Origin of the sequence: Streptomyces sp. KMM 9044, assembly GCF_024701375.2 — a bacterium.
GTDB lineage: Bacteria > Actinomycetota > Actinomycetes > Streptomycetales > Streptomycetaceae > Streptomyces.
Genome location: NZ_CP113910.1, coordinates 4,927,047 through 4,945,286 on the forward strand (window position 1 = coordinate 4,927,047; position 18,240 = coordinate 4,945,286).

Genomic DNA, 18,240 nt, shown 5'->3' on the forward strand with positions numbered 1-18,240 from the left:
GCCTCAGGCCGATCCTGCCCCCTGCGGCACGGCCGGGAACGGGACGAGGGCCACTGTTACGTTGTCGTGGCCCCCGCCGTCGAGAGCGTGACCGACCAGGACCCGCGCGCCGTGCAGCGGGCGGACGGCCGCGTCGGCGGGGACGGTCCTGGCCATCTCCTCTGCCGACTCCGCGTAGTTCCACAGCCCGTCCGTGCAGACCACGACCACTCCGGGCCGGTCCGGTTTGAACGACGCGGTGTGCGGGTCGAGTTCGTACGCGTCGGCGCCGAGCCAGCCCGTGATCGCGTGGGCGCGCTGGTCGGCGTACGCCTCGGCCTCGCCCATCAGGCCCGCGGCGACCATCTGCGCGGCCCACGAGTCGTCCTCGGTGAGCCGGGCCGGGGGCGCGGAGCGGTCCACCGGGACCCAGTAGACACGGCTGTCGCCGACCCAGCCGACGACCAGCAGACCGTCCGTCACCACGGCGCCGACGAAGGTGCAGGCCGGGGAGTTCTGGTGCGGGGCACGCTCCCGTTCCGTCTCGGGCTCGTCGGCCAGCGCGTTGACCGCCTCCGACGCGGCGATGATCGCCTCGTGCATCGCCTGCTGCGGGTGCGTGCCGCGCGGCAGGGCCGCGAGCAGCGACTCGCTCGACGCCCGGGACGCGGCCAGCGAGGCATCGTCGGGCCGGGTCGCGGAGGAGACGCCGTCGCAGACGATCGCGACGCAGGCGGGGGAGCCGTCGGGCAGTGTGGTGGTGCCGATGCCGAAGGCGTCTTCGTTGCGGTGGTGGCGCAGGCCGCGGTCGCTGACCGCAGCCAGCGGGCCGCATTCCTGTTCCATGTGGTCCCGTTCGCGTGGCTGGGCGTGGCCACAGTTCTCGCAGTAGCCGTCGTCGTCCACCCTGCCCGCACGACAGGCCACGCACACGGTGCCCCCCGGAGCCGCCGAACTCTCTTCGGCACCCTGTTCGGAGGCCACGCGCGGGTCCGGGGCCTGGAGCGGGTACTCCTCGGGCTGCCCGGCCGTCGGCTCGGCGACCGGCTGGGCCGGGCGGTCGAAGCGCACACCGGAGGGGCGGGGAGCCCCGGCGGGGGGTGCCGGGGGTGCGGGCGGGGGCGGAGGAGCGGGGGCGGAGTGCTGGGGGTGGGGGTGAGGACGGGGACCGCCGGTCAGCGGCAGGCCGCTCGAGCCGGTGCCCGCCAGGTCCGCGGGCCGGTGCGTCGGAGCGGACACGCCGGAACCGTCCGGGCCGGCGGTGGGCCAGCCCGGCCCGTCCGGCGCCGGACGGGCCACCGGAGGCGCGGCCGGAGGCCGGGGCACCCCGCGCTCCGCCGGACTCGGCGACGGCACCGAGCCGCTCCCGCCGCTCCCGGCGTTCATGGTGATCGTCGGGTGATCCGTCGGCGGTGCCGGGACGGCTGACAGGTCGTATCCGCACGCACCGCAGAAACGGTCACCCGACTCGAGGGGTTCCTCGCAGCTCGGGCACTTCGACAGGGCGGCCTGCTGGGGCATCTGCGACATCAACTACACCCACGTCCGGGGGCGGTAACGGTTGGCACGTTCCACCAGGTCGATCCTTTCCTCACCGCTCCGCGCCAGCCGGGCCAGCGTGCGGTACGAGCGCTCGAGTCCGAAGCGCAGGTCCCGCTCGTCCAGTCCGTTGCCGAGCAGTGTCCGTCCCCCGGCGGCGGCCCGCTGCCCCCGTCCCGGCTGAGCCGGAAGCGGAAGCGGAACGGAACCCTGGCCCCCGGAGAGTACCCAGTCGAGCGCGCGGCCGAGGACCTCGACCGCCAACTGCTCCCGGCGCGCCGGGTCCAGACCGTACGAGTCCAGGGCCTCGACCTGGTCCGCCGCGGCACTCAGGTCGTCAAGGAACGGTACGTCACCCGTGGTCGTGGCCGGCCCCCGCAGCCGGGCGCGTACGGCTGCCACCCGCGCGGCCGTGTAGTGGATCGAGGACTCCGGCACCGACTCCAGCGTCCGTACGGCGCCCCGCCGGTCGCCTGTGGCGAGGCGTACCCGGGCCAGGCCGAACGCCGCGCTCACATGGCTCGGGTCGGTGGACCACACCAGGCGGTAGTACTCGGCCGCGTTGTCGAGCTGGCCCAGCACCTCGGCGCACAGGCCGAGCGCCAGCTTCGGCGCGATCTCGCCGGGGAAGGCGTCGTAGATCGCGTCGAAGGCGAGCGCGGCGCCCTCGTGGTCGCCGGTGACCAGGGCGGCGACCCCGCGGTACCAGACCACCCGCCAGTCGTCGGGGTCCTGCTCCTCCAGGGTCCGCAGCGCGGCCAGCGCGTGGTCCGGCTCGCCGGTCTCCAGCCAGGCGCGGACCTGCCGCAGCCGGGTCTCGGCAGACGGCGCGGGCGCCGCGGCCAGGGCGTTGACCAGCTCCGCGGGCGCGGAGGCCGGCAGGCCCGCGAGGAAACCGGCGTTGGGGTCGGCCGGGTCGACGTGCGGGACGGGCAGCGCGAGCGCCGCCGCGGCGGTGTCGACGGGTCTGACGAGACCTCCCGGGGCGGTGCCCGAAGAAGCACCCGGGGACACGGAGGCGCCCGGCTGTCCGCCCGCCGCGCCCCCGCCCGGCCCTCCGGGAAACCGCTCGGGTCGCGCGCCCCGCGTCAGCCGCTTCGGCCGGACGCGTCCCGGCCCTCCTCGGGGTACCGCCCGCGCCCCCAGCCGGGACACGTCGCCGTACGGCCGGGGGAACAGCTCGGTGTCCGTCGCCCGCAGTTCCGGGCCGAACAGGGTCGACAGGGCAGGACGGGCGTGGCCCGACTCAACCGAGACGACCTCGCGCAGGACGCCGGTGAGCTGCTCGGCCATCTCCCGCGCGGAGGCGAACCGGCGGGCCGGGTCGGGGTCGGTGGCGCGCACCAGCAGCCGGTAGAACGACTCGTACCTGCGGAAGACGTCGATGTGGTCCGGGTCGGGCAGAGAGTCCGCGTAGACGGTCGTGTAGCCCTGGAAGTCGAACGTGAGGACGGCGAGCGTACGGGCGACCGTGTACAGGTCGGAGGCGACCGAGGGGCCGGCCCCGGCGACCTCCGGGGCCTGGTAGCCGACCGTGCCGTAGATGGCCGACCGGTCGTCGTCCACCCGGCGCACCGCGCCCATGTCGATCAGCTTGAGCTCGTCCTCGGTCTGGATCGCGTTGTCGGCCTTGAAGTCGCAGTACAGCAGGTTGCGGGAGTGCAGATGACCCAGCGCCTCGAGCGCCTCGATGCCGTACGCGCACGCCTGCTCCACCGGCAGCGGGTCCCGCCTGCCGTCCGGTGTGCGGCGGCCGTTGGCGATGTCCTTGAGGGCCTTGCCGCCGACGTACTCCATGACGATGTAGCCGTCCAGCGAACCGGTGCGCTGGTCGAGATGCTCCACGAAGTTGTAGATCCGCACGATGTTGGCGTGCTCGATCTCCGCGAGGAAGCGCCGCTCGGAGATCGCCGCCTCCATCGCGTCCTGGTCGCCCGTGTCCAGCAGGCCCTTGAGGACCACCCAGCGTTCCGAGACCGCCCGGTCCACGGCGAGGTAGATCCAGCCCAGGCCGCCGTGCGCCAGGCAGCCGACCACCTCGTACTGGCCGTGCACCACGTCACCGGCCCGCAGCTTCGGGACGAACGAGTACGGGTGGCCGCACTTGGTGCAGAACCCCTCGGTGCGGCCCGGCCGGCCGGCCCGTGCACGGCCCACCCGGGCCCCGCAGTCCGAACGCGAGCAGAAGCGCTTGCGCTCCGGCACCTCGGGGGTGTCCAGGACCATCGCGCGCGGGTCGGGCCGCGGGATCGGCGGGACCTGGACCAGCCCCGCGCCCAGCCGGCCCCGGCCGGAGGAACCGCCGGCGGACCCGGAGCCGCGCACCGACACCGAGCGCTCGGCCCTCCCGCCCGCAACCGAGCGGGAGAGCCGCCCGGGCACCGAACGCCGTGACTTCGCCGACTGCGACGTCCTGTCCGACGACGTACGCGAACTGCGGCCGCCGGAACGGGAACGGCCGGCCGAGCCGTGTGAACCGCGCGACTCCCGGCCGCCCGCGGTGACGCCGGTCGGGACCGAGCCGACCGTGCCGACCGTGCCTTCCCCAAGCTCTCGGCTGCGCTCGAGCAGGGGGGACCCCAGTGAAGACACGACCGGGGCGAGCCCGCAGGTGTCGCAGTACAGCTCGCCGCCGCCGACGTCCTCGTAGGCGCCCTCGCAGCCGGGACGCTGACAGGCACGGGGCGCCGCAGCGGCGGCCTGCGACGACCGCGCCTGCTGCTCCCCGGTCCCGTTCCGTCCGCCGGTCCCGCTCCGCTCCCCCGAACCACCGTCGGGCCCCTGGGACCGGCCCTGACGGTGTGTCCGGTTCTCCGCCCGGCTCATGCGCCCGCCCTCCCCCTCGTCGCTCATGCGCCGGATCCCCCACGCTCCTCGGACGCGCCCCGGCCCGGCGGGCCGGGCACCCGGGGCTGCGTCGTGCCGAGGAGTTCGACGGCGGCGTGCTGGTAGCGCAGCACCGCCTCCGCGGCGGCCCGCAGGTCGCAGGGCGCGCTCCACAGCATGCGGCGCGCCTTCTCGTACCGCTCGGCCAGCACGGTGTCCTCCGCGCGGCCGTGCCGGGCCACCTTCGCCTTGTACGCGTCGAGCCGGCCGCGCAGCTCGGCGCGGATCGCCAGCGGCGCGGTGACCGCGGTCAACGACTCACGGGCGCGCACCAGTTCGTCCTCCGCCTTCTGCTCCAGGGAATCCAGGAGCGGGGACAGCCGGTGCCACTGGGCGTGCCTGCGGTACCCGGCGGCCGTCGCCAGCTGCTCCTGCAGCACGGTCGGCGGGCCGCTGACGACCGGCACCTCCGTCGCCGCGATCTTCGCGAGCACCTCGACGCGCGCCGTACGTGCCTCGGCGAGCGTGCGGTCGGCGCGCGAGAGGACGTCCCGCAGCCGCACGATCCGCTTCTCGGAGTCCTGGCGGACCGCGAGCACCGCGTCGATCTCGCGGCGCACCTCCTCCAGGGCGCGCGCCTCACGGTCGTACACCGTCGTGTCCGGCCGGCCGCCGCCCGGCGCCGAACTGCCCTCCAGGGGCTTCCAGAAGGCCAGCGGGTCACAGATCACCTGCTCGCGCAGCCGGGTCAGGGTGCGGGTGATCCGCTCCAGGTCGTCGCCCGCCGGGTGCTCTCCGGGGCGGACGCCGACGGGATGGGCGAGCCTGCGGGTGCGCTGGAGCTCGGCGGCCAGTAAGTCGATCCGCGCGGGCAGCGCCGACCACACCGCGTCCGCGGCAACGATCATGTCCAGCGAGGACGCGTACAGCTCGTTCATCAGCTCGACCAGCGTGGCCAGCGCGTAGCGCTCGCCGAGGCGGCCCGCGCGTCCGTGGAGCGCCGGCGCGTTCGCGGGGACGGTGGCCGGGCCCGGGAGCATGACGCACTCGCCGCGCAGCAGTTCCGTCAGCTCCACGAGGTCGTCGTGGCTGGACCAGCGGCGCCGGGCGCGGATCTCGCGGGCGGTGCGCAACGCGCCCGAGTACGCGTCGAAGTACGTCCACAGCAGCGTGATCGACGCCTCGGTGGCCTGCCAGCGCTCCTCGGTACGGCCGGTGAGGCGGGCGCCCTCCAGGAGTCTGCGGCCCGCGTGGTCCTGCAGGGCGAGGAGCGAGGTCTCGACCGCCTCGTGCTCCGCGCCGAGCCGCGCGAGCGCACGGTCCACCTCGTCCCGGTCCATTACCGGCCCGGTGGGATCCGTGTCGCCCATCGATCACCTCTCGCTGCGGGACGGTCGTTGACGTTCGTGAGGAGCTCTGCGTTCTGCGGGGCCCGTGGGCCGAAAAGCGACGGTCGGTCGGTCAGCTCGCGCGCAGGTACTGCGGTGCCGGTGGTTCGGAACTCCCCGGATCCTTGCCCAGAGTCTGGGAGAGCCAACGCTCGTACGAGGTCCGCCATCCGTCCGTGGTGTCCTCGCGGAAGTCCACCAGGATCCGGTTGACCCGGCGGACCAGGTCGTCCGCGTCGGCCTTCATCGCCACGCCGTAGTACTCGGTCGTGAAGGAGCCGCCCTTGAGCTCGACCGTCGGGTCCTGCGCGGCCTGGCTCGCGGCGAGCGCGGCGTCGGTGACGACCGCGTCGACCCTGCCGAGCTGCAGCCGTACCAGGCAGTCGAGCTGGTTGGGGACGGTGGTGCGGATGTCGACGGACTGCGGGAGGGCGCCTCTGGCCTTGTCCTCCTCCAGCGTCGTGAACGCGGTGGAGCCCGCCGCCGTGCAGACCTTCCGGTCCGCGAGCGTGGGGCCGTACCCCTCGACCGGGGACTCCTTCTGGGCCAGCACCTGCTGTCCGGTCCTGAAGTACGGGGCGGAGAACGCCACGTCCTTCAGGCGGTCGCAGGCGATCGTCATGGTGCGGACCACCATGTCGACCCGGCCGCTCTCGATCGCCGGGATGCGCTGGTCGGTGGGGATCGCCTTGAACTGGACCGCGTTCCGGTCGCCGAGTATGTCCTCGGCGATGCGGTGCGCCAGGTCGATGTCGAAGCCCTCGAGTCCGGAGCTCCCCCGGCTGTTGGGGTCGCGGTAGCCCCAGCGGTAGCTGTTCTGGTCCACGCCGACCATCAGCTTGCGCTTCTCGCCCTCGCGGGCCCTGATCCCGTCGATCGTCGGGCCGTCGTCCCCGGAGGGGGTCAGGGTCTGCTTCTCCGGATCGTCGCACTCCTCGGCCGCCTTCGCACCCGCGGCGTCCGTCACGGCCCGGCCGGCGCTCCCCGGCTCCTTGCCGCCGGCCTTGGAAGAGGATCCGGTCCTGGTCAGTACCAGCGCGAAGACCAGCACGAGCGCGCAGAGGGTGGCCATCGCGCCCACCCCGCCCCAGCCCCGCAGCCCGGTCCGCAGACGTCGTACGTTCCTCATCGCGCCCCCTTCCGCTCTCACCGGTACTCCGACAGCCTGCGCCCGACGCCCAGCACCGTGCCCGCCGCACCCAGCACGGCGAGGCCCGCGGAGCCCTGCGGGAGGCCCGTCAGGGCGTCCCGGCCACCGGTGGCCGCCTCCTCGAACTCGTGCCTCTCGTGCGTCAGCGCCGCGGCCAGGTTCTCGTCGACGCCGGCGAAGCACTCGCCGGTCGCGCCCTCGCCGCCGATCACCAGGTCCAGCGCCTGCTGGTAGTTGCCGCTCTCGTCCTGCTCCCGGGCGGCGTCGTGGCGCTTCCTCCATTCCGTCATGTTGCTCACGGCGGCGGCGACGGGCTTCCCGCCGGCGCTGTCGTCCGCGAGTTCACCGGCCCGGGCCAGACCCTTGTCGAGGGCGGCCATGTCACGCCGGAAGTCGTGGTCGTAGGCGTCGTACGTCTCGTCGCCGACCTTCTTCGTCTCGGCGCCGCGGGCCACCAGCGTCAGGTTCTCGTTGCCGCGGGCCTTCAGGGACGCGATCCGGGCGTCGTGCAGCACGCCGAGCGAGCGGACGCCGTGGTCGTAGGAGCCGTTCAGCCCCGAGCGGGCGAGGCTGTGACCGACGACCAGCCAGAGCAGCACGACCGTCGCCGCCGTCGTGGCCGCGACCAGGCCGTGGTTGAACACCCGGCGGGTCCGCAGGTACATACGGCGCTGCACCCGGGCGAGCGCGGCGAGGACGACGACACCGAGCGCGATCGCGGCCCACGGGTAGGGGGTCGCGTCCGCGTAGTCGGCGTCGAGACGCCGGGCCTCCTTCTCGTAGAGATCCTCCGCCGCCGGGAGCATCTCCTCCTGCATCTTCTCGTTCGCGTACCGCAGATAGGCGCCCCCCACGGGGTAGCCCTGCCGGTTGTACGTACGGGCCCGCTCCACCAGGCCCTTGTACTCGGGCAGCAGCCGGTTGAGCTCGGTGATCGTCGCCGCGGACGAGGAACCCGGCTCGGAATGGGCCGCGGCGCCCACGAGTTTGCCGGCGGCGGTGCGGATGCCCTTCTCGTAGCTGTCCCGGGAGGCGGCGGTCTCCTGACCGCCGGCCAGGAACCCGCTGGAGGCCGCGGTGTTGGCGTCCGCGAGGGAGCGGTAGATGTCCGCGGCGTCCGAGGCGAGCGGCTCGCTGCTGGTGAGGACGTCGTCGGCGGCCGTGGCCCGGTCGGACATCTGCCAGGCGGCGACCGCGCCGAAGGCGACGAGGAGGGCCGCCAGGACTGCGCCGATGATCCTGAGGCGGCCGGGTTCGGTGGCGGCGGCCCCGCGCAGACGGACGACACCCTCGGCGAACGCCGTGCGCCGTGGTGCCTCCGGCTGCCGCCGGGACGCGAGGGGCCGAGAGCCGCCGCCGGTTACCTGCCGCGGGGCCGGGGCACCGCCCGGCCCGGACTGCGGCGGTACGGCGGGCAGGGCGCCGGTCGAGGGCACGGCCGCACCCGGCGGCGCCGCGCCACCTCTCGGCGTGTGGGTCACTTGACCTCCCCCAGGGTCATTCGTCCCCGCAAGTATCGCCGCAGGAACCGACATATGCACCGACCTTGGCACGATCTTGATCCAAGGGGCCGGAGAGAACTGGCGATTCGGGCACACGCGAGCGATCCGGACCGCCCCCTCACACCACCCCCTGCCCACGGACACGCCGGGGGAACCCGGCTGGTTCCGGGCGGAGTCCGCGGGCGTTCGGAGAGCGGGGCGGGTCGGCGGGTCGCCGCAGGGTCTGTCCGGTGGGTCCGGCCCGTCCGGCGGAGCGTCGGAGCCGACCGGCCGCCTGGCCCGCTTCCCGGGGCCCGTCCGGTGGACGGGGCGCGGACAGCCGTCCGTGCCTGCCCCGTACGGGGTGGGGGACGGGGAACTGGAGCTACCGGCCCCGGTTCGGCGTGCCCCCTCCGGCACGTTTTCCCTGCCCCCGCTCGTAATGGGCCCGCAGCCGCCCCTGGGCGCCCGGTGGGGCCGTCAGGTGGTCCAGGCCCAGGAGGGCCGCACCCAGGACCGGGGCCGCGGTGACGACCCGGGGGACGGCCCGGGGGGCCTGCTCGGCGAGCAGGGCGCGGATCCGGTCGTCGAGCCGGGGGTGCCGGGCGGCCAGGACGCTGCCGCCCAGCAGGACGGGTGTCTCCTCGGCGAGCAACTCCAGGCGGGTCAGCGCCACGACGGCCATCGCCACCACCTCGTCGGCCTGCCGGTCGACGATCGCACCCGCGACCGGGTCGCCGCCCGCCGCCGTGGTGAAGAGCACCGGCGACAGCTCGTGGCGGCGCTCCGGCGCGAGGTGCCCCAGGTGCAGGGCCTCGACGAGGGCCGGCATGCCGGGGAGGCCGAAGTGCGCCGGGAGGGTGCCGGCCAGGGCGGTGGCGGCGCCGCGGCCGTCCTGGGCGCGTGCCGCGTGCCACAGGGCCTCCTCCGCCAGCGCCCAGCCGCCGCCCCAGTCGCCGGAGACGCGGCCGAGCGCCGGGAAGCGCGCGGTGCGGCCGTCCGGGCGCATGCCGACGCAGTTGATGCCCGCCCCGCACACGACGGCCACCCCGCGCGGCTCGGTGACCCCGGCGCGCAGGACGGCGAAGGTGTCGTTGCGGACCTCCACGGTGGCGCCCCAGCCCCGTGCCGCCAGAGCTGCCGCCAGCCGCTCCTCCTCGACGGGGAGGTCCGCGTTGGCCAGGCAGGCCGAGACGTGGGCGACGCCACCGGCACCGGCGGCGGCGAGCGCGGCGGCGACGGTCTCCGCCAGGGCGTCCACGGCCGCCTCCACGCCGACGGAGGGCGGCCGGAACCCCCCGCCCCGCGCGGTGGCCAGGACCTCGCCGTCGTGGGCGACCACGGCGACGTCCGTCTTGCTGTTGCCGGCGTCGACGGCGAGGACGCCCGCGGTCAGGCCCATGCGAGGTGCTCCCGGTTGTGTGCGACGAGCCGGTCGGTGAGCTTCTCGGCGTACGCGTACTGGCCGACCAGGGGGTGGGCGAGCAGGGCGCGGAACACCCGCTCGCGGCCGCCGCGCAGGGCCGCGTCGAGCGCCAGCTCCTCGTAGGCGGTGACGGTCGCCATCAGTCCCGAGAAGAGGGGGTCCACGTGCGGGACGGGCAGCGGGCTGGCGCCCTTCGGTCCCACGGCCGCCTGCACCTCGATCACGGCGCCCTCGGAGAGGAACGGCAGCGTGGAGCCGTTGCGTGTGTTCACCACCTGGTACGGGCTGCCGGCGCCGGCCAGCAGGGCCGCCGCCAGGTCCACGGCCGCCTCGGAGTAGTAGGCGCCGCCGCGCTCGGCCAGCAGCGCCGGTTTCCCGTCGAGGTCGGGGTCGGCGTAGAGGGCGAGCAGCCGGCGCTCCATGCCGGCCACCTCGGCGGCCCGGGACGGCTTGGTGCGCAGCTCCCGTACGACCTCGTCGTGCGCGTAGTAGTACCGCAGGTAGGACGAGGGGACCACGCCCAGCCGGTCCAGGACGGCCCGGGGCAGCCGGAGGTCGGCGGCGATCGCGTCGCCGTGCTCGTGCAGCAGCGCGGGCAGGACGTCCTCGCCCCCGGGGCCGCCCCGGCGCACCGCGGTCTCCCAGGTGAGATGGTTCAGGCCCACGTGGTCGAGGTGCAGGTCGGCGGGGCCGACGCCCAGACGCGCGGCGAACTTCCGCTGGAGTCCGATGGCGACGTTGCACAGCCCCACCGCCCGGTGCCCGGCCTCCAGCAGCGCCCGGGTGACGATGCCGACGGGGTTGGTGAAGTCGATGATCCAGGCGTCCGGGCTGGCGCGCCGGACCCGCTCGGCGATGTCCAGCACCACCGGGACGGTGCGCAGCGCCTTGGCGAGGCCGCCGGCCCCGGTGGTCTCCTGGCCGACGCAGCCGCACTCCAGCGGCCAGGTCTCGTCCTGCTGCCTGGCCGCCTGCCCGCCCACCCGCAGCTGGAGCAGTACCGCGTCGGCGCCGTCCACGGCCGCGTCCAGGTCCGACGTGGTGACGATCCGTCCGCCGTGCCCCTGGCGCGCGAAGATCCGGCGGGCCAGACCGCCCACCAGCTCCAGCCGGTCCGTGGCCGGATCGACCAGCACCAGCTCCTGGACCGGCAGGGTGTCCCGCAACCGGGCGAACCCGTCGACGAGTTCGGGCGTGTAGGTCGAACCGCCGCCGACCACGGTGAGTTTCATGCCGTCAGACCTCTCAGCCCTCTGTTCCGGTGAGCGCGGCACCCCGGACGGGCGCCTTCGGGGCCAAGAGGACCACGGGACGGGCGGTGCGCGGGAGGGCGGCGCCCGGAAGTTCCGGACGCCGCCCTCCGGGCCGGTCTCTCCCCGGGCCGCCGCCGGCTACTTCGTGATGTTCGGCGGGGTGATCGGCGACGCCGCGATGGACTGCGGCGAGATGCTGCTCGCGTAGGCGGACGGGGGCGCGACGGCCGCCGCCGGGTCGGGGCCCTCCATCTCCACCGGGGCCGTGGCGCCGCCGACGATGCGGATGCCGGCCGCGTCGAAGGCGCGCTTGATGCGCCAGCGCAACTCGCGCTCCACGGTCAGGGACTTGCCGGGCATCGTCTTCGCCGAGACGCGGACCACCATCGAGTCCAGCAGGACGGAGTCGAGGCCGAGGATCTCGATGGAGCTCCAGAGCAGCTCGTTCCAGGGCTCCTCCTTGGTCATCTTCTCGGCGACGGCGACGAGCGTGGACCTCACGTGGTCCAGGTCCTCGTCCGAGCGGACCGTGACGTCGACGTTGGCGGTCGCCCAGCCCTGGGAGAGGTTCCCGATGCGCTTGACCTCGCCGTTGCGGACGTACCAGATCTCGCCGTCGGCGCCGCGCAGCTTGGTCACCCGCAGGCCGACCTCGATGACCTCGCCGGTGGCGACACCCGCGTCGACGGTGTCACCCACGCCGTACTGGTCCTCGAGGATCATGAACACGCCGGAGAGGAAGTCCGTCACCAGGTTGCGGGCGCCGAAACCGATCGCGACACCGGCGACACCGGCCGAGGCCAGCAGCGGGGCCAGGTTGATCTGGAAGGTGCCCAGGACCATCAGCGCGGCCGTGCCCACGATCATGAAGGACGCGACCGAGCGCAGCACCGAACCGATCGCCTGCGAGCGCTGGCGCCGCCGCTCGGCGTTGACCAGCAGTCCGCCGAGCCCGGGGCCGTCCACGGCGTCGCCGGTCCGCGACATCCGGTCGATGAGCTTGGTGATCGCCCGCCGCACGACCACTCTCAGGACGGTCGCGATCACCACGATGAGCAGGACCCTGAGCCCGATCGCGAGCCAGGTGGACCAGTTCTCCTCCACCCAGCCGGCGGCGTTGGTGGCGCTCTCGTGGGCGTCCTCGAGTGTGGGCACCATCGGGGTCCCGGAATCCGAGGGGGGCGGGGACGGCTCCTCGGCCGGGAGGACGGCGGACAGGGACACGGCGGGTACCTCCAGGTGGCACGGTCTGCCCCCGGTGCGGCGGTCGGGGTGCCACGAACTTCGGGGCCTGCATGATTTCAAGGCCTGTTGGATTACGAAAAGGTCACCGGCCGGGCAGAATCACCACACTAACGGGGCATTGTGGGGGGGCCTGCCCGATGCGTGGGGAAGAGACGGCCCTCACGCGCGACCGGCCGTGATCCCGCGGGCCGGGGGGGCGGGGCGCCCGCGGGCCGGAGGGCTGTGTGGTCGAAAACACCTCCAGCCCGTTACCGGGACATGGTGGCGCTACGACCAGGGCTGAGGAGAGACTGACTTACGGATCGTCCCGGCGCGAGCCACGCGCCGCCGGCGTACAAGGAGGCATCCGTGCCGCACGTCCTGGTTCTCAACGCGTCGTACGAGCCGCTCGGCGTCGTACCGCTCCGCCGCGCGCTCGTCCTCGTCCTCGAGAACAAGGCCGTGTGCCTCGAGGAGTCCGGCGCCTACCTGCACAGCGCGACCGTCACAGTCCCCGCACCCAGCGTGGTCCGGCTCAAGCGATTCGTACGGGTCCCCTACCGGGGGCCCGTTCCCCTCACCCGCCGGGCGCTCTTCGCCCGCGACGGGGGCCGGTGCATGTACTGCGGTGGCGTCGCGACCAGTGTCGACCACGTCATCCCGCGCAGCCGCGGGGGCAAGCACGTCTGGGACAACGTGGTGGCGTCCTGCCGCCGCTGCAACCACGTGAAGGCCGACCGACACCTGTTCGAGCTGGGCTGGCGCCTGCGTCACAAACCGGCCCCGCCCACCGGCCTGGCCTGGCGCATCATCGGCACCGGCCACCGCGACCCGCGCTGGCTCCCGTACCTCCAGCCGTACGGCGCGGCCGACGCGATGGCCCGCATCGACGGTCTGTCCCGCGTGGACGGGATATCCGCCTGAGGGGCCGGGCCGGGCCGGGCTTCCGCGGGCGCGGTACGGGGGTACGGGGGTACAGGGGTACGGGGGTCGGTCCCGGTCCCGGTCCCGGTACTGCGGGCGGCCCGGGCCTGGCCGGGCTGCGACGTCCTGGGTGGCCGGTGTCCGGCGGGCGGGCCCGGGCGGGCCCGGGCGGGCGGAGCTGCTGGAGGACGGAGGCACGACGGGCGCTGTCGGCCTGGACCGGGGAGTGGCCGTCGCATTCGACTACGCGGACATGCGCCACGTGGTGGACTGGCTCACGCAGCCGTGCGGGGCGGATGCGCGCTGACCCGCGTTGACGGCCTGTTCCGCGTGGAGGGCTCCTTTCCCCGGCCGGCCGCAGCGGGCCTTTGCCTGCGTGGTGCCGGCACCAGAGGTGAGGGCGGCCGTGGTCAGGCTGTCGGCTGTTCGCCTGGAACGTTCCACCGGAGCGCCATGGAACCGCTTTCTCACCGAAACGCGATCAAGCTTCGCAGCGCACCCGTCAAACGTAATGATCATCACGTGTGCTAAGCGGAACTTGTCCTGCCATTGCCCGTTTACTGCCCCTTGACGTGACGCTCCGTAAGGCGATTGGTTACGTCAGGCAACTGTGTAAGCGCTGTGGGCGGGGTGTGTGACGAATATGTGGAGCCGAAGTCGGTTAGCTGCCAGGGCCGTTGGGGTCCTGCTGGGGGTGACGCTGGCCGTCGGGTCGGTTCCTGCGACGGCCACCGCGGCGGTGGCGGGCGTGCCGGCATCGCCGACGAGCGCGGACGGGCGGGCCGACCGTACCGAGGGGACGACGGAAGCGGAAGCGGAAGCGCTTGCCAAGGCCGAGCGGTCCGGTGAGCCGGTGGAGATCGCCTCGCTGCGCGGGGAGAGCAGCGAGGTCTTCGTGACTCCGGAGGGGGACCTGCAGGCACGGGAGTATCTGCGCCCGGTCTGGTCGCGGGTCGGGGGAGGGTGGAAGCGTGTCGACACCGATCTGGCGGCCACCGGTGAGGGAACCGTCGCTCCGAAGGTGTCGACGCTGGGCGTGGAGTTCTCCGGCGGCGGTGACAGCCCGCTGGTGAGCATGTGGCGTGCCGGACGGGAACTGAGCCTGTCGTGGCCCACGCCGCTGCCCGTGCCCGAACTGGCGGGCCCGGTCGCCACCTACCCGTCCGTCCTGCCGGACGTCGACCTGCGGATGACGGCTTCGGCGGACGGGTTCACGCAGTTGCTGGTGGTGAAGACGGCCGAGGCGGCGGCCGGTCCGGAACTGGCCGAGCTGCGGCTGGGGCTGGACGCGCGGGGCCTCTCGGTCCAGGAGACGGACGAGGGCGGTCTGGAGGCGCTCGACGAGGGTGCCGCGGGGACCGTGTTCGAGGTGCCGAAGCCGATGATGTGGGACTCCGGCACCGGCGGGCCCCCGGAGGGTGCCGCGGAGGCCCGGACGGCAGCGGTCGCCCCGAAGGCGGCATCTGCCGACGCCGATGCCGACGAGGAGCCGGGCGCGGGGGAGTCGGGCAAGCTCGCCCCGGTCGGGGTGGAGGTGTCCGCCGGGCAGGACGAACTGGTCCTGACCCCGGACGCCGACGTCCTCAAGGGCGAGGACACCACCTACCCGGTCTTCATCGACCCGCAGTGGTACACGCCGCGGGCGGCCGCGTGGACGATGGTCTCCAAGTACTGGGCGAACTCGCCGCAGTGGAAGTTCAACGGCGAGTCCGACGCCGGCATGGGCTACTGCAACTGGTCCTACTGCAAACCGCACGACACCAAGCGTCTCCTCTACCGCATTCCTATCTCCAGGTTCGCGGGCAAGTCCGTCCTGTCGGCGGAGTTCGTGGTGCGCAACACTTGGTCGGCGTCCTGTTCGGCCCGCACGGTGGCCCTGTACCAGACCAAGAACATCTCCTCGTCGACGACGTGGAGCGATCAGTACGACAACGGTTTCTGGACCAAGCAGCTGGCGTCGGATTCGTTCGCGTACGGCCACTCGGGCTGCGCCGCCAAGGACGCGGAGTTCAACGTGAAGTCGGCGGTGCAGGCGGCCGCCGACGACAAGGACCCGACGATGACGTTCGGCCTGAAGGCGGCGAGCGAATCGGACGCGTACGGGTGGAAGCGGTTCGCGGACAAGGCGTACCTGCGGGTGAGGTACAACCGCCCGCCGGCGCAGATCAAGATGTCGCAGCTCACCATGGAGTACGGCGGCGCCTGCAAGAAGCCGTCCGCCGCGGCCCGGGTGCGCACTCTGGGCAAGGTCTACGCCAACAACGTCACCGACCCCGACGGCGACAGCGTCGCGGTGCAGTTCCAGGCCAAGTGGGACGCCGGCGACGGCAAGGGGGTGATCGCCCGCTGGACGCCTGCACGGACCTCCCTCAAGAAGTCCGGCTCCGACTTCTCGGTCAGCCTTCCCTCCTCGGTGACGGAGAACAAGCAGGTCTACTGGTACGCCCGCAGTTACGACGGCGCGCAGTACTCACCGTGGTCGTCCGCCGGAGACCCGACGGCCTGCTACTTCGTCTACGACACCAAGGTGCCCAAGGCGCCCGCCCTCGCGTCCGACGAGTACCCGGCCTCGAACCCGGAGGACCCGGACGACCCCTGGTTCGACGGAGTGGGCAAGTACGGCTCGTTCGACCTCAAGGCCGCCGAGTCCGACGTGACCAGGTACTGGTTCGGCATCAACGGCGACCCCACCTCCAAGAACACGGTCACCACCTCGGCCGGGGCGGCGAGGACGATGAGGATGCTTCCCGCGAAGGCCGGGCTGAACTTCGTCACGGCCCAGGCGTTCGACCAGGCGGGCAACGGCAGTGAGATCCGCACCTACCAGTTCCGCGTCAAGGCCGGACAGCCCGAGCGGGCCATGTGGCAGCTCGACGACGCCGCCACCGCCACCTCCGCGAAGGGCACCGCGCCACAGCGCACCGCCGATCTCATAGGCGGTCCGACCTCCGGAGCGACCGGCGCCAAGGGCACCGCGGTCCGGTTCGACGGCGTCGACGACTACGCGGTCACCGACATCCCCACCGTCGACACCTCCACCGGTTTCTCCGTCTCGGCCTGGGCCAACCTGGCCGAGACGCCCGGCCATGCCGCCATCGTCGCCTCCCAGCCCGGCAACCACGCCCCCGGCTTCGAGCTGTACTACTCCCACGCCTACGACCGATGGGCGTTCAACCAGTACACCGCCGACACCGAGAACGCCGGCATCGCCCGCGCCATGCAGGCGTCCCCGGGCGGCGCGCAGGCGGGGCAGTGGACCCACCTGGTGGGCACCTACAGTGCCTCCTACGACGAACTGAAGCTGTACGTGAACGGGCAACTGGCCGGCACGACCACCTACGACTCGCCCTGGGACGCACGCCGGGGCCTGCAGATCGGCGCCGGCCGCTACGACGGCAAGCCGGGCTCCTTCTTCCCCGGCGCCATCGACGAACTGCAGATCTTCGACAAGCCGCTCTCGGCCGGCGAGGTCACCCGGCTCAACAGCAAGCAGTCCGTCATCTCCGGACGCGCCGCACGCGCCGTCTTCCCCCTGGACGAACCCGCCACCAGGCAGGACGGCACGCCCACCACGCAGATCACCGCCACCGCCGAGGTCCCGGCCGCGACCCTCCACGGAGGCGCCACCCCGGGGACGAGCGGGATCGCCGGCACCGCCCTCACCCTGGACGGCACCGACGACTACGCCACCACCGGCCGGCCCCTGCTGAACAACCAGCGCAGCTTCGCCGTCTCCGCCTGGGCGAAACTGCCGAAGACCAAACCCGGCCACGCGGCGATCGTCCTCACCCAGACCGGCGAGCACAGGCCGGGACTGGAGCTGTACTACTCCGCCGCCTACGACCGCTGGGCGGTCAACCAGTACTCCGCCGACGACCCCGACGCCACCCCGATCCGCGCCATGCAGGCCGAGGGCACCACCGCCCACGGTGACACCTGGACCCACCTGGCCGGCGTGCACGACACCGTCGCCAACAAACTCACCCTCTACGTCAACGGCATTGAGGCCGGATCCACCACCCTGCAGGCCGACTGGTACGCCGGCGGCGCCGTCCAGATAGGCGCCGGCTCCTACGACGGAAACCTCGGCTCGTTCTTCGACGGCCAGATCGACGACGTCCGCATGTTCGACCGGCCGGTCTCCGCCGAAGAGGTGCAGCAGCTCTTCAAGCAGCGGCCCCTGGTCAAGGGCCGCTGGACCTTCGAGACGGCATCCGGTTCCCCGCTGGTGACACCGGACGCGTCCGCGGCAGGCAACGCCATGACGCTCAACGGCGGCGCGACACTCGGCTCCGGCTGGGTCGACGGTGGCGTGCAACTGGACGGCGTCAACGACTACGGCGTCACGTCATCCGTACCGGTGGACACCAGTGCCAGCTTCACCGTCACGGCATGGGCGCAGGCAGCGGGTACCCCCGAACGGCGTGCGGCTCTGCTCAGCGTGCCCGGCACCACCGCCCAGAGCGCATTCACAGTGCGCTATGAGCCCAGCGCCACGCCAGGGGCAGGCCCTGGCCGCTGGCGGATCGCGATGACCTCGGCCGACACTGCTGACGCAGCCGTCACTCAGGTCGACAACGGATGGTTCTTCAGCCCCACGGACTGGACCCACCTGGCCCTCGTCTACGACGGCTTCGCCAAACACCTCTCCCTGTACGTGAACGGCGAACTGGAAGAGGTCGCCTGCACGGACGCGGACGGTGACGGTGAGGCGGACGACACCGCCTGCACGGACAGGCTCTCCTGGGCGGACGACGTGCTCGTCTTCAAGTCGGCACAGCCCCTGCACCTCGGCCGGGCCAAGACCGGAGCCGGAATGTGGGGCGACTACTGGCCCGGTGCCGTGTCCGACGTGTGGGCCTTCCAGGGCGCGCTGACGGGCGACCAGGTCAGGGCACTGTCAGTCGGTATGCCTGGCCTTCCGACCGACGTCCCTGGCAGCGGCTCCTGACAGAGGCGGGGCCGACCCCGCCTCACGGTAGGTCCGGCCCCGCCCTCCCCGCTCGACAGGCAACTTCCACCCCACCCCCGTGTCCGCCGGGCAGGCCGG

General features: G+C 73.2%; 11 protein-coding genes. 3 read left to right on the plus strand and 8 right to left on the minus strand.

All coding sequences use genetic code 11. The features are described from left to right. Positions 1-3: 3 nt before the first annotated feature. The 8 genes from HUV60_RS22180 to HUV60_RS22220 form a co-directional block, all read right to left on the minus strand. A complete protein-coding gene (locus HUV60_RS22180) occupies positions 4-1,509 on the minus strand; it encodes a PP2C family serine/threonine-protein phosphatase (RefSeq protein ID WP_443047377.1) in 1,506 nt (501 codons plus the stop codon). Positions 1,510-1,512: 3 nt separating this feature from the next. Then, a complete protein-coding gene (locus HUV60_RS22190; RefSeq protein WP_257848984.1) occupies positions 1,513-4,371 on the minus strand; it encodes a serine/threonine-protein kinase in 2,859 nt (952 codons plus the stop codon). Next, positions 4,368-5,714 (minus strand): hypothetical protein, encoded by a 1,347-nt coding sequence (locus HUV60_RS22195; protein WP_257848985.1) that lies wholly within the window; start codon positions 5,712-5,714, stop codon positions 4,368-4,370. The genes HUV60_RS22190 and HUV60_RS22195 overlap by 4 nt, the downstream gene beginning before the upstream one ends. 91 nt (positions 5,715-5,805) lie before the next feature. Beyond that, on the minus strand, positions 5,806-6,861 hold the full coding sequence (locus tag HUV60_RS22200) for a glutamate ABC transporter substrate-binding protein (protein WP_257848986.1): 1,056 nt from the start codon (positions 6,859-6,861) through the stop codon (positions 5,806-5,808). A gap of 17 nt (positions 6,862-6,878) precedes the next feature. Next, positions 6,879-8,363, minus strand: a complete 1,485-nt coding sequence (locus tag HUV60_RS22205; RefSeq protein WP_257848988.1) for a hypothetical protein — start codon at positions 8,361-8,363, stop codon at positions 6,879-6,881. Positions 8,364-8,748: 385 nt separating this feature from the next. Next, the gene (locus HUV60_RS22210) at positions 8,749-9,765 is read right to left on the minus strand and encodes an N-acetylglucosamine kinase (RefSeq protein WP_257848990.1); all 1,017 of its coding nucleotides are present in this window, start codon (positions 9,763-9,765) and stop codon (positions 8,749-8,751) included. Further along, positions 9,756-11,021, minus strand: a complete 1,266-nt coding sequence (locus HUV60_RS22215; RefSeq protein WP_257848991.1) for a 6-phospho-beta-glucosidase — start codon at positions 11,019-11,021, stop codon at positions 9,756-9,758. The genes HUV60_RS22210 and HUV60_RS22215 overlap by 10 nt, the downstream gene beginning before the upstream one ends. A 159-nt stretch (positions 11,022-11,180) precedes the next feature. After that, complete coding sequence (locus HUV60_RS22220; protein WP_257848992.1) at positions 11,181-12,266, minus strand: mechanosensitive ion channel family protein; 1,086 nt, start codon at positions 12,264-12,266, stop codon at positions 11,181-11,183. Positions 12,267-12,635: 369 nt separating this feature from the next. On the opposite strand from HUV60_RS22220, the gene HUV60_RS22225 reads away from it, so the two are divergent. The 3 genes from HUV60_RS22225 to HUV60_RS22235 all read left to right on the plus strand — a co-directional run bounded on the left by HUV60_RS22225 (position 12,636) and on the right by HUV60_RS22235 (position 18,141). After that, positions 12,636-13,190: an HNH endonuclease gene (locus HUV60_RS22225; RefSeq protein WP_042175459.1), complete on the plus strand. Its 555-nt coding sequence runs from the start codon at positions 12,636-12,638 to the stop codon at positions 13,188-13,190. A gap of 130 nt (positions 13,191-13,320) precedes the next feature. Then, positions 13,321-13,497, plus strand: coding sequence for a hypothetical protein (locus HUV60_RS22230; protein WP_257848994.1), 177 nt, complete (start codon positions 13,321-13,323; stop codon positions 13,495-13,497). A gap of 336 nt (positions 13,498-13,833) precedes the next feature. Next, positions 13,834-18,141: a LamG-like jellyroll fold domain-containing protein gene (locus HUV60_RS22235; protein ID WP_257850205.1), complete on the plus strand. Its 4,308-nt coding sequence runs from the start codon at positions 13,834-13,836 to the stop codon at positions 18,139-18,141. The last annotated feature ends 99 nt before the right edge of the window (positions 18,142-18,240 follow it).

Coding starts and splice junctions, on each gene's coding strand:
- HUV60_RS22215 (WP_257848991.1), bottom strand. CDS start 11,021: ATGAAACTCACCGTGGTCGGCGGCGGTTCGACCTACACGCCCGAACTC.
- HUV60_RS22195 (WP_257848985.1), bottom strand. CDS start 5,714: ATGGGCGACACGGATCCCACCGGGCCGGTAATGGACCGGGACGAGGTG.
- HUV60_RS22210 (WP_257848990.1), bottom strand. CDS start 9,765: ATGGGCCTGACCGCGGGCGTCCTCGCCGTCGACGCCGGCAACAGCAAG.
- HUV60_RS22180 (WP_443047377.1), bottom strand. CDS start 1,509: ATGTCGCAGATGCCCCAGCAGGCCGCCCTGTCGAAGTGCCCGAGCTGC.
- HUV60_RS22235 (WP_257850205.1), top strand. CDS start 13,834: ATGTGGAGCCGAAGTCGGTTAGCTGCCAGGGCCGTTGGGGTCCTGCTG.
- HUV60_RS22190 (WP_257848984.1), bottom strand. CDS start 4,371: ATGAGCGACGAGGGGGAGGGCGGGCGCATGAGCCGGGCGGAGAACCGG.
- HUV60_RS22200 (WP_257848986.1), bottom strand. CDS start 6,861: ATGAGGAACGTACGACGTCTGCGGACCGGGCTGCGGGGCTGGGGCGGG.